The following is an 11,807-nucleotide window of genomic DNA, read 5'->3' on the forward strand; positions in this document are numbered from 1 at the left end:
GTAGTGTGCTAAAATTTTATAACCTAGTTTACTGGTAAGAATACATAGCTTTATAGTATAATCAAGAAGTTCTTTGAAAGTGATTGAAAGTTTTCACGATTGAGATTTTATAAGTAAAGGGAGCGAATGAGGATGAAATATGGGTTTTGGCTGCCGATTTTCGGCGGATGGCTACGCAATGTAGAAGATGAGAAGATGCCGGCAACATTTGATTATGCCAAACAAGTCGTACAGTCAGCTGAAAAATGGGGCTACGATACCACCTTGATCGCTGAACTGAACTTGAACGATATAAAAGGGATGGAAGCCGATTCACTGGAAGCTTGGTCTACAGCGGCTGCCTTGGCAGCTGTAACGGAGAAAATCGAAATCATGACAGCGATCCGCCCGGCTTTCCACAATCCGGCTGTCACAGCCAAAATGGCCGCCAATATTGACCGGATTTCAAATGGCCGTTTTACACTGAACGTCGTGTCCGCTTGGTGGGCAGAAGAAGCACGCCAGTACGGCGGGCAATTCACCGAGCACGATGAGCGGTATGACCGCACAGACGAATTTTTACAAGTCGTCAAAGGCATGTGGACCGAAAAGGAATTTTCTTTTAAAGGAAAGTACTACGATATCCAGAACGCACGCTTGGAGCCGAAACCGGTCCAAACACCCAATCCGATTCTTTACGCTGGCGGAGAAAGTCCGCGCGGCAAAAAGTCGATTGTGGAGTCGTGTGATGCGTACGTTATGCATGGCGGCACGGTAGAAGAAATCAAAGCAAAAGTTGAAGACATGAAAAAGCTGCGCGAAGAAGCCGGAAAAGCGCCGCTGCAATCGTTCGGCATGGCCGCTTATGTGGTTTGCCGTGATACCGAAGAAGAAGTGAAAGCGGAATATGCCCGCATCGTCGATATGAAAGATGCCAGCGGCTATGTCGGCTACAACGATTTTGTTTCAAAATCACAATTGGAACAGCAAGTGAAGCTGGAGGACTATTCCGTATCGAACCGCGGCTTGCGCCCGAATTTGATCGGTACACCGGAACAGATTGCCGACCGTATTCTGGCTTACGAAGAAGCGGGACTGGATTTGCTGCTGCTGCAATTCTCGCCGCAGCTGGAAGAAATGGAACGCTTTTCGAAACAGGTAATGCCGCTGGTAGAAGAGAAACGGCGAGCTTTGGAAACATTGTCTAATTAGGAGGAACCCACATGACTGAAAAAATATATGTAATTCACGAAAATGAAGAATGGACAACACATCTTTTTAAACGCCTGGATGAATTGGAATTGCCATACGAAGACTGGTTTATCAATGAAGGCCTGGTCGACTTGACCGAAGCGCCGCCGGAAGGTGTATTTTACAGCCGGATGAGTGCGTCTTCTCATACAAGAGGGCACCGATACGCACCGGAATTGACGGAGTCCTTGCTTGCCTGGCTTGAGCACCATGGCCGAAAAGTCTTTAACGGCAGCCGCGCTTTGCGTTTGGAAGTCAGCAAAGTCAATCAGTATATGGCATTGAACGCTGCCGGCATCCAAACACCGAAAACGATTGCTGCCAACGGCAAAGAGCAAATTGTGAAGGCAGCAGAAAAACTTGGCGAGTCTTCTTTCATCATTAAACACAACCGTGCCGGTAAAGGCCTTGGCGTGCAATTATTCCATTCAATGGAAGCTTTGCATGAATACTTGAACGGCGGCGGTTTTGAACCGTCAATCGACGGCATCACCCTGGTTCAGCAATATATCCAGGCGCCGGAGCCGTTTATCACGCGCTGTGAATTTGTCGGCGGCAAGTTTGTCTATGCCGTACAAGTGGATACGTCAGAGGGCTTTGAATTGTGCCCCGCAGATGCATGCCGAATCGACGATTTGTTCTGCCCGGTTGGCGAACAAGTGGAAGAAAAACCGAAATTCCAAGTGGTGGAAGGATTCGATGATCCGATTCTTGCCAAATATGAAGAATTCCTTCGCCAAAACGGGATTGCAGTTGCGGGAATCGAGTTTATCCGCAATGCAGAAGGCGATATTTTCACATATGATGTCAACACAAATACCAATTACAATGCAGATGCCGAAGCTGCTCATGGCACATACGGCATGTTGGAACTTGCAACCTTCCTTGGCAAAGAGCTAAAAGGCGCAAAAGTTACTGCATAAAGCACGGGCATCGCTGAAATCAGCGATGCTTTTTTTGGTTTAAGGCGAATGGGTTAAGGGGAAAATTAAGTAACGGGATTTAATCGAGAAAGGAATGGATGATTATGGAGAAAGAACGCAATGAGGAAGAGCTAGTCGAAGCCGAAGAGCTGGAAGAAGAAGCAGCGGAGCCGGCGGAAGACGATTCGCGTTTTGATAAGATCTACAGCAAGGTGGCTTCAAACCGCTATGAAAATCTGCGGACAAGCTATATTGAAAATAAGGCAAAAGAACTTCGGAAAAGAAAAAAGTAAAGGTCGGGTGCCGGTGCACTCAATCTTTACTTTTTTCTGCTTCTTCCGCTACTACGAAAGCCAAGTCGTCGTTTCCGAAAATCTGTAAAACTTCCAGCATAGTTGCGGTACCGACTTCAATTTCTGCCGGATCTGTTTTCGTTTCTTCCACCACGTTCAAAAGCGCCTCATTTGCAGGCTGATGCGGATAAGCACGTGTATACAGCGCAACAGGATCAAGGTCGTGGTTGTGGCACCAATGCACAAAGAGGCGAATCATCGTGTCTTCATCCTGCTGGTATTTCTTGATGATGTATTCATCGCGGTTTTCAAATTCCATAAGGCACATCCTTTCACAGATTCTTTGTCCGTTATACCATATCCGGCGAGACAATTCGAGTGGATGCATGGACTTATGCTGTTTTTTCCTCTAGAATGAAGCCGAGAGAAATGATAGCATCGGAGGGTAAAAAATGAAATTACTTCAAGTGAGAAAGGGACAACTCGTCTATTTTAACAACGAGTTACATAAAGTCTACTCCGTGAAGCCGTTAGCGAAAAAATCCGTCTTGATGTTCCGGTTAAAAGACATGGAACAAGTAGCGAGCAAAGCAGAGCAGGTCTCGTACTACAAACCGAAACACCTGGATTCGTTCCTGTTCCTGGGAGCGCGTTATACGCTTCGGGACGATATTCCGGCAGAGCCAGGCGGCTATATTTTCATCACAAAGCCGGATCCGGATTACATGGACCATTATTCGCTGAATGAATTTGAAAAAGTCGAATCGGTCGAAGGAAAAGACGTAGTGACCACACGCCAAAATACGGTGAAGTTCAAGGAATTCTTTGTCATGGTGCCGGGCGAAGAACCAGGCAGCAATGACATCACGTATTTGGACAAATCAAAAGTCGCACCTGAACAATTGGAAGAAGACGCCCAATTGGAAGAAAAGCTGAGAGAAGAAAATGCAATCAAGCCTTCTATCGGAGACGTTTACTTAAACTTGGATAACGGGGCAATGGCAATGGTCATTGCAATCGAACAAGACATTGTCACCATGGGAACAGGCGACAAACTGACTTTCCACGCCTTATACAAATCCGACAGCTGGAATTACTTGTATTCTCTTAACAGTACCGACAGCGACCTGTAAGCAAGAAGACTTAAAAAGGATGGCCCTTGGGCCATCCTTTTTGCTTTTATTCGGGTTCAACGATATGGAATTCCTTCAGCATCGCATAGAAGCGGGCACCGTGTCCTTCGGCTGCTTCAAGGAAATAGCGTTCGGTGATGACGAAACTTCCGGATTGGCCGTTGCTGATGACGTAGGCATGGACGACCGGGTCATTCCATTGCTGACCGCCATTCGCAATGCCGTGAAGCTGGTAGCCTTCTACCGGTTCCGTCACCTGCTCGACTTCTCGCAAATCCGGAAATTCCACTTTCAATTCGGCTTCAAATTCCTCCACTAAAACTTCCGGTGCGGTATCCGGCACTTGTTCGATGGTCATGGACACTTCCGGGAAATTCTCGGGAAGGGCTTCTTTAGTGGTAATGGCATCCGGGCTATCGCCTTCGCCGCTCACCATTTTGTAGCGCTCTTCATCAATGTAAATGACGTAAGCGCAATCTTTTCCTTTGTTTAAGTGCATGATCACTTTTTCTTCCATGCCTTCAATTTGGACAACGACTTCTTTTTCTTCTTCAAAATTTTCTTTAGTTGATGCTTTTCCCTCTTTTTCTCCGGCTTCGACTTTGTTGCCATCGGCTGACAGGCCATCTTCAGATTGCACACTTTCTTTCAACGGATTGTTCCATATGTCGCTTTGAAAACTAAATAGCACGAGCAGAACGGCAGCTGCAGCAAACAAGAAGAGAAACATGGTTTTTTTCATGGTAGCTAACCCCTTTCTTCTATTGCCCCGTGCAGGGTTCTCCAGTGTTATTTACACAACAGTGTTTTGGATTTCCAATGGAATTAAGGCCTTGGTCCGGTCAATGAATACAAAGGCGTCATAGCGGCTTGCGATGCGGGAAGGGACGTAATTGCCGTACGCTTCATGTTCCGGATTGTAGACGACTCCAATTGCCCGGTGTCCGGTCCAGCGGTCGAAGGAGGAAAAGTTGCCGGAATCGAACAGCAGGTATTTATCGTGGGCGCCGGTGCGGTGCAGAATTTCTTCCCACGAGTTAATGCGGGCAGGAGGGACCGCCATCACTTCATACGGAACGCCCCAGGATTGGGAGGCAATGACGGTGCCTTCATATGTGCCAAAGCCGACCGCAAAAACGTCTTCCGGCCGGTTTTGTTCACGGAGGACCTGTCCGACATTCAGCATGCCGTCATTTCGCATATCGGTTGCCCTCGCATCGCCGATATGGGTATTGTGTTCCCAAATGATGATCTTGGCGTCTTTTCCGTGATAATCACGGACTTCGTTGATCGCTTCAACCATATGTTCATCCCGGATGTTCCAGGATATTTTGCCGCTCTTGACCATGGCCCGGTAGTAATCTTCCGCGTTTTTTGTAACCAATGCATTGATTTCCAAGTTGAGTCCGTTTTCTTGTTCGTCCCGGTATTGCTCTTCGTTTGCCCGTATGGAAGCCAGCAGTTTCGACACTTCGTCCACGCAAACGGTGGAGAAGTTCGCTGAAGAGATGGCGTAGCCTTCCGGTTCCCGGTTGAATGGCTCAAAGCAGGAAAAAGCTTTTTTCGCGAGTTCCAGGTCGGCCCCGGTCGGGTTGGTATGGGTCAGGTAATGGACAACCTCATCCATGGATTCCCACAAGCTGTAAATATCAATGCCATAAAATCCGGTTTTTGTTGCGCTATGTTCATTATGCAGTTTCAGCCAATCGATAAACTCTGCAATTTCTTCGTTGGCCCACATCCAGGTCGGCCAACGGGTAAAAGCCTGCAGCACTTCATGCGCCGTTTTTCCGCTATGCCCATAGCCTTTTATGAAGCGATTGACTTGCTGGGAAGATGGCCAGTCGCCTTCTACCGCAATGAGTGAAAAGCCTTTTTCCTGAATCAAGCGTTTGGATAATTCTGCACGGACCGTATAAAACTCGGAAGTTCCATGGCTTGCTTCTCCAAGCATGACAATTTTGGCGTCGCCAATTGCTTCAATAATCGGCGATAAGTCTGCGGGAGAATCAAATGGTTGGGCGTGTATTCTGACCGCTTCTTCAAGTGATTGTTCCACGTGGAAAACTCCTTTCCAGCTCGCTTGTTACTCCTACTGTTCCCGCATCTGCACATCTAAAACAAGAGCTGGAAAAAGACAAATAAAAAACACCTGCTAAAAAGCAGGTGCCGAATTATTTTGCTAAGACATCTTGAAATTCGGGAGTTTTTTCAATAACAGAGTGAGCGAATGGGCATTGCGGATCAATGGTTTTTCCTTCATTGCGTGCATATTGCACGACTTGCTCGACCAGTTTTTTTCCCATGCCTTGCCCTTCCAGCTGCGGCGAAACTTCGGTGTGGTCCACCGTCAATACATCACCATTTGGTACATACGAAATAAATCCAAGTTCCTCTGAATCTTTCACGACGACGAATCGATTATTGTCTTGTTTGATATCCATTCAGCTGCCTCCTTTGATTTGCTTTCCTTTCTGTATTCCCGGTTTGGCAGAAGTTATTCAAGTACTTGGGTTTGTTTGGAAAAAGAATTGAATTTTCAGTCTGGGAAGATCATACTGTGGGCATAAAGCCAGTGAGGAGTAAGTTCAAGTCAAGCGTAAAAGGAGGGAAGCTTCATGGAGAGCATGATTCAAACCGAATACTTGTCAAAGCATTACAAAGGCTTCCGTGCAGTTGATGAAGTTTCGTTGGAAGTCGGAAAAGGCGAAATTTACGGCTTTATCGGCCTAAACGGTTCAGGAAAGACGACCACCATCCGCATGTTGCTCGGCATGATCCGGCCGACTTCTGGGCGCTGCTACTTAAGCGGGCAGCAAGTGAAATTATCAAACTACAGTTTATGGGAGAAAGTAGGCTATCTGGTGGAAACGCCATATGCGTATCCGGAATTGACCGTAAACGAAAATCTAGAGATCTTTCGCCGGCTTCGCAAAATTCCTGACTCTCAGGCTGTGCCGAGGGTCATTGAGCAGCTCCAGCTCGCTGCGTATACCGACAGGAAAGCAAAACATCTCTCTTTAGGCAATGCTCAGCGTCTCGGAATTGCCAAAGCCCTGTTGCACAATCCCGATATTTTAATCCTGGATGAACCGGTCAACGGGTTGGATCCTGCAGGCATCGTTGAAGTGCGGGAACTTCTTCAGCATTTGGCCATGAATGAAAAAAAGACGATTTTCATCTCCAGCCATCTGCTGAGCGAAGTGGCAAAAGTCGCCAATAAAATCGGCATCATCCATGAAGGCAAGTTGCTGCAGGAAATGGAGTCGACAGAACTCAACAGGCTCTTAAAACAGCGTTTGATTCTGGATGCCCGGCGAAAAGATCTAGCACAATCGATTTTGTCGGAGGCTGGCATCCATAGCTTTTTAAACGCAAAAGGATTGATTGAAAGCTATGATACGAATGCAATCCACTATCCGAACGATATCGCCCGCTTGCTGGTTAAACAAGGATGTCCACCAACCCGGATGATGGTGGAAGAAGAGGATCTCGAGTCGTATTTCTTAAGGGCAATCGGCAGGAAAGGGGCGGAGCATGATGAGTAATTTATGGGTGGCGTTTTGGGCCGAAAACATGAAAGTCCGCAAATCCAAAATGATTTGGGTGACGTTTGCTGCATTTACTGTGGCTCCGTTAATGGCTGGTTTTTTCATGTTCATCTTGAAGAACCCGGATTTGGCAGAAAGTTCCGGCTTGGTAGGGGCAAAGCGCAGATTCTGGGAGAGGCGAATTGGCCGGCTTATTTCAGTATGCTGGCGCAAATCATTGCTGTCGGAGGAATTCTGGTCTTCGGCTTTGTGACGAGTTGGGTATTTGGAAGAGAATACACCGACCGCACGCTGAAAGATTTGCTGGCTCTCCCTTACCGCCGGACGACCATCGCAGCGGCTAAGTTTTTCACCGTTTTTGCCACCGCGCTATTATTAAGCATCCATGTAGCGGTCGTTGGTATACTGCTCGGCTTTCTTATCGGTCTTCCAGGCTGGTCAAGGTCTAGTTTGAGTGATGGATTAATCGTACTGCTTGTTACGACTCTGCTTACCATCGCGCTTAGCACACCTGCCGCTTTTGTTGCCTGCTGGGGGAAGGGTTATCTTGCACCGCTTGGTTTTGTCATTTTCATGGTGGTGGTGGCCCAAGTAGTAGCGGCCATTGGCTACGGCCAATATTTCCCTTGGGCAGTGCCGGCTCTATTCAGCGGCATTGCAGGAGAGGAGCCGACTTTACCATGGAGCAGCCTGCTGCTTATCCTATTGACCAGTATGGCAGGGATTGGAGCGACATTTAGCTGGTGGCTATGGGCCGATCATCAATAAAAAAATCAATATCAGAAGGAAGCTTTTAACTTTTGTCTGGTTTTATTTAAAGACCATAAAAGCCGATTTTTTAAACGAAAAAAAACTCCTGAAATTCAGGAGTTGAGGTTCAAATTGGAAAAAATGAAAACGGAACGGTGTACTTGGCTTTTCCTGTCTGGTGCAGGTGACTGGCATAGGGTCAATAAGTTTTGGCTTTCCGATAAATTTCTTCTATTTTTTGGGACGGAAGAGGACGATTGAAATAATATCCTTGCGCTTGGTTGCACCGATGGGTTTTCAGGAAATCCACTTGTTCCTTGGTTTCAACACCTTCTGCAATCACATTCAGCTCCAAGTCATGTGCCATACGAATAATTGTCTTGACCAGTGCCGCATCTTTTTGATCAACTTCAATGTTTCGTATAAAATATTGATCGATTTTCAATGTATCAATGGGAAATAACTTTAAATAACTCAGGGAAGAATAGCCGGTCCCAAAATCGTCGATCGATAAATGAATGCCCATTGACTTTAATTTGTTCATTGTGGCGACGGCGCTAGGGGAACTTTGAATAATGCTTTCTGTCAGTTCAAGTTCTAAATAGTGCGGGTCTAATCTCGCTGCTTTTAATGCATTTTCTACAATTTCGGCCAGGTTTTTTTGTGAAAATTGACGGGCAGACATGTTGACGGCTATGCGAATCGGAGGCAATCCAGCATCATGCCATGCTTTGTTTTGCCGGCAAGCCTCCTGCAAAACATATTCGCCAATTTGAATGATGATTCCGGTTTCTTCTGCAATCGGAATAAACTCGTTAGGAGAAATGATGCCCCATTCCGGATGGTTCCAACGGACAAGAGCCTCTACTCCAATGATTTCCTTTGTCAGCAGGCTGACTTGCGGCTGGTATTGAACCGAAAATTCTCCTTGCTCCATTCCTTTTCTTAACCCGTTTGCCAGTTTGGATTTCCTGGAAATTGCTTCTCTCATATCTTGTGTAAAAAACTGAAGGCCGTTTTTGCCTTCTTCCTTCATGCGGTACATGGCGATATCCGCATGTTTGGTTAAGGTTTCAACATCCTTTCCATCCGAAGGATACAAGCTGATGCCGATTGAAAGAGTTGTAAAGACTTCTTCGCCCCCAAATTCAAACGGTTCATTGAGCGCATCAACCATTCTTTTCGCATAATTTGCAGCCTTCTTGTAATTAACACCGGGCAATAAGAGTACAAACTCGTCGCCGCCTTGGCGGGAAAGCATGGCATTATTGGGAAGTTGAAGCTGCAGCCGCTCGCCGGCTTTTTGCAGTAAAAGATCGCCTGTTGAATGGCCGAGCGTATCATTGACCAGTTTGAATTGATCCAAGTCCATATAAAAGAGGGCAAATGTGGAGCCGTTTTCCCTGGCTAGCGCCATTACTTCCGTTAATCGTTCATTGAAACGGCGGCGGTTCGGGAGCCCCGTTAAAGGATCGAGATAAACCAAGTCATTCATTTTCTTTTCTGCCAGCTTGCGCTCTGTAATATCTCGTATGATGCTGCTGTAAAAAATTCCTTTTTCTGTTTCCCAGGCCCCTAAAGACATTTCCAAGGGAAATTCACTGCCGTCTTTTTTGCAGCCGGTCATTTCGATGGTCTTTCCAATGACCCGCTGTATTTTTGTTTGGCTGTATCTTTTCATTCCTTCATTGTGTGCTCGCTTAAAGCGCTCCGGTATAACCAAGTTGATATTTGACCCCAGCATTTCCTCAGTGGAATACCCAAAAATTAATTGGGCTCCATGATTCCATTGAATGATCATCCCTTGTTCATCAGCAACAATAATGGCATCGTTCACGGATTCAATAACGGATTGAAATTTCAACTCAGATTCTTTTGAATGTGTTTTTATTCTCTTCTTAATCCACAGGCTGCTAAATGCTATTCCAAAGAGAATAAACAGGCATGCTCCGACACCGTATATCAATATATTGCTGTCGATTGAAGAAGGTGAAAAGTCCATATATTGCTGAGTAGCGGAAAAAAAGGCGGCTGCCGTTATGGTGAAATGAATACCCGCTACAGCTGGGCCGACGAGAATGGCGGTTATGAATTTTTCCCGATAAAATCTTGGTACATTCGATAAGTAAGACAGAAGGTATAAGCTAAGAATAGAAGCTACAAAAACAATGACAGCCAAAAGAATCCAGATGATTGGATCATAGGCAAAGGATATTTCGGCTTGCATGGATTTGATTCCTATGTAATGCATGGAAACGATTCCTATGCTGATAAAAAAAGCTCCGATGAATACGGATCTACGGGTAATCTCAGGTCTGCTGATAATAAAAAAGGCGATTGCGCCAGAAATCAGTACGGGAATAATTGATAAGCTGACCATGCTCAATTGATAAGTCACTGCCACCGGGAAATTAAAAGCAAGGTGTCCGATAAAGTAAATTGTCCAAATGCCAAGGCTTAGGGCAAAAGTGCCTATCAGTATCCAACGAAGGCGTGCGGCATCTTTGGCAGTTTTGACCCGGCCACTGACGTAAAACGCAGCAAACGCAGAAAAAATAGCGATTAAAATTGAAAAGAATACAAAAGGTAGATTATAAGTGTCTGCTAAATTTTCCATTACATTCACAACGCTTCCCTAAATTATATTTATTTGGTGATTTGAAATCAGTTTTCTAACGAAATTTTGAAAAGTTGCTATTGAAGATGAAAATTTTACTTACATATAATAACATATAAACAATCAGAATTTATTGGCTAGCAGCTTTCTTAATATGAATTCTCTAAAATTATTTGGCTGTTAAATTAATAAAAAAGTAAAAGGGAAGTAAAAGAAAATCCAGCTGCAAGTGCTGGTGAATGTGGTTGAGGCATATAAGATTTTGGAAAGATTTGACTCCGTAAACACAGGAATATAATTAATTGCCGACAGTTTTTAAGTTGCTTTAAAAAAGGGTATAGCACGGGGTAAGAGGTGAGGACATGGAAAAGAAACCATTAGCTGAAACCGCAGTAGACCGGATAGAGAAAGTGTTTGGGGAACATCGTGAATACCGGCGTGCCCATGCCAGAGGAGTGATTTATGAAGCTGTATTCTCTGCAAACGGCTTCGGGGCAGAATATACAACGGCGCCGCATCTGCAAGGGGGGGAAGTAAAGGCACTTGCCCGATTTTCCCATAGCTCCCCGGATCCCACCTGGACGGACGTCATGTCGCCGGTAAAAGGGCTGGCCGTGCAGTTTCTCTTGCCGGACGGGAGCATAACGAATATAGTGGGGGTCAATTCCCCTATTTTCTTGGCTAAAACCCCGGAAGCTTTTACTAAGATTCTGGGCGTTGTAACTTCATTCAAAAAAGGGAAGCCGCGGCTTCGCGAATTAGCCAAGCTGTTGATCCAATATCCGGAAAGCCGGGCAGCCATTAAAATCGTGCAGAAAATGCATGCGCCCGCCAGTTTTGCGACAGGGCGCTATCATTCCATCCACGCTTTTTACTTTATCGACAAGAACGGGAACCGGCTGCCGATCAAGTATGAATGGGAACCGGATGCCGGAGTGGAAACTTTAACGCCGAAAGATGCCGGCTCACTGCCATTCGGTTATTACGAATGGGAACTTGAAGACCGTCTGCAGAAAGAGCCGGTCAGCTTCCGGTTAAATATTGTCATTGGGGCAGAAGGCGATCCGACCGATGATCCGACAGTTGCCTGGCCGGAAGAACGGCACAAGCTTACCGTTGGGAAACTGACGATTTCGGCTAAGCCTGCTCCAGAAGCAGGTGATCGAAAATTTGATCCGACCGCTGTAACAGAAGGAATCGAGTGTTCAGAAGACCAAATCCTCCATTTCCGAAAAGCGGCGTATTCCATTTCTCAGGAACGGAGAAACAGCGAAAAATAAAAAACGTTGAAGCCGTATTCGGCTTCAACG

13 protein-coding genes are annotated in these 11,807 nt (G+C 45.9%); 8 read left to right on the plus strand and 5 right to left on the minus strand.

Annotated features, from left to right (window positions below; all coding sequences use genetic code 11):
• Positions 1–132 precede the first annotated feature (132 nt).
• The 3 genes from HU147_RS06430 to HU147_RS06440 all read left to right on the plus strand — a co-directional run bounded on the left by HU147_RS06430 (position 133) and on the right by HU147_RS06440 (position 2,446).
• Positions 133–1,191, plus strand: a complete 1,059-nt coding sequence (locus tag HU147_RS06430) for an LLM class flavin-dependent oxidoreductase (RefSeq protein ID WP_224075469.1) — start codon at positions 133–135, stop codon at positions 1,189–1,191.
• Positions 1,192–1,202: 11 nt separating this feature from the next.
• Positions 1,203–2,153, plus strand: a complete 951-nt coding sequence (locus HU147_RS06435; protein ID WP_224075470.1) for an ATP-grasp domain-containing protein — start codon at positions 1,203–1,205, stop codon at positions 2,151–2,153.
• Between the two features lie 98 nt (positions 2,154–2,251).
• On the plus strand, positions 2,252–2,446 hold the full coding sequence (locus tag HU147_RS06440; protein WP_224075471.1) for a hypothetical protein: 195 nt from the start codon (positions 2,252–2,254) through the stop codon (positions 2,444–2,446).
• A 19-nt stretch (positions 2,447–2,465) separates the two neighbouring features.
• On the opposite strand, the gene HU147_RS06445 is transcribed toward HU147_RS06440, so the two are convergent.
• Complete coding sequence (locus HU147_RS06445) at positions 2,466–2,765, minus strand: hypothetical protein (RefSeq protein WP_224075472.1); 300 nt, start codon at positions 2,763–2,765, stop codon at positions 2,466–2,468.
• A gap of 133 nt (positions 2,766–2,898) precedes the next feature.
• Here HU147_RS06445 and HU147_RS06450 point away from each other — a divergent pair, with 133 nt between their 5' ends.
• The gene (locus HU147_RS06450; RefSeq protein WP_224075473.1) at positions 2,899–3,579 is read left to right on the plus strand and encodes a hypothetical protein; all 681 of its coding nucleotides are present in this window, start codon (positions 2,899–2,901) and stop codon (positions 3,577–3,579) included.
• A 46-nt stretch (positions 3,580–3,625) separates the two neighbouring features.
• Here HU147_RS06450 and HU147_RS06455 read toward each other — a convergent pair whose 3' ends face one another.
• The 3 genes from HU147_RS06455 to HU147_RS06465 all read right to left on the minus strand — a co-directional run bounded on the left by HU147_RS06455 (position 3,626) and on the right by HU147_RS06465 (position 6,023).
• Positions 3,626–4,321 (minus strand): hypothetical protein, encoded by a 696-nt coding sequence (locus tag HU147_RS06455; protein WP_224075474.1) that lies wholly within the window; start codon positions 4,319–4,321, stop codon positions 3,626–3,628.
• A gap of 51 nt (positions 4,322–4,372) precedes the next feature.
• A complete protein-coding gene (locus HU147_RS06460) occupies positions 4,373–5,638 on the minus strand; it encodes an erythromycin esterase family protein (RefSeq protein WP_224075475.1) in 1,266 nt (421 codons plus the stop codon).
• 115 nt (positions 5,639–5,753) lie between these two features.
• Complete coding sequence (locus HU147_RS06465; RefSeq protein WP_224075476.1) at positions 5,754–6,023, minus strand: GNAT family N-acetyltransferase; 270 nt, start codon at positions 6,021–6,023, stop codon at positions 5,754–5,756.
• A gap of 174 nt (positions 6,024–6,197) precedes the next feature.
• On the opposite strand from HU147_RS06465, the gene HU147_RS06470 reads away from it, so the two are divergent.
• Genes HU147_RS06470 through HU147_RS06480 form a run of 3 tightly spaced genes read left to right on the plus strand, consistent with a single transcriptional unit; the run spans position 6,198 to position 7,898 of the window.
• Positions 6,198–7,127 (plus strand): ABC transporter ATP-binding protein, encoded by a 930-nt coding sequence (locus HU147_RS06470; RefSeq protein ID WP_224075477.1) that lies wholly within the window; start codon positions 6,198–6,200, stop codon positions 7,125–7,127.
• The gene (locus HU147_RS06475) at positions 7,120–7,383 is read left to right on the plus strand and encodes a hypothetical protein (RefSeq protein ID WP_224075478.1); all 264 of its coding nucleotides are present in this window, start codon (positions 7,120–7,122) and stop codon (positions 7,381–7,383) included. The genes HU147_RS06470 and HU147_RS06475 overlap by 8 nt, the downstream gene beginning before the upstream one ends.
• Positions 7,380–7,898: an ABC transporter permease gene (locus HU147_RS06480; RefSeq protein ID WP_317985495.1), complete on the plus strand. Its 519-nt coding sequence runs from the start codon at positions 7,380–7,382 to the stop codon at positions 7,896–7,898. The genes HU147_RS06475 and HU147_RS06480 overlap by 4 nt, the downstream gene beginning before the upstream one ends.
• Before the next feature lie 181 nt (positions 7,899–8,079).
• On the opposite strand, the gene HU147_RS06485 is transcribed toward HU147_RS06480, so the two are convergent.
• Positions 8,080–10,497, minus strand: a complete 2,418-nt coding sequence (locus HU147_RS06485) for a bifunctional diguanylate cyclase/phosphodiesterase (protein ID WP_224075480.1) — start codon at positions 10,495–10,497, stop codon at positions 8,080–8,082.
• Between the two features lie 362 nt (positions 10,498–10,859).
• Here HU147_RS06485 and HU147_RS06490 point away from each other — a divergent pair, with 362 nt between their 5' ends.
• On the plus strand, positions 10,860–11,777 hold the full coding sequence (locus HU147_RS06490; protein ID WP_224075481.1) for a catalase family peroxidase: 918 nt from the start codon (positions 10,860–10,862) through the stop codon (positions 11,775–11,777).
• Positions 11,778–11,807 lie beyond the last annotated feature (30 nt).

It is taken from the genome of Planococcus chinensis, from assembly GCF_020071995.1.
Lineage (GTDB): Bacteria > Bacillota > Bacilli > Bacillales_A > Planococcaceae > Planococcus > Planococcus chinensis_A.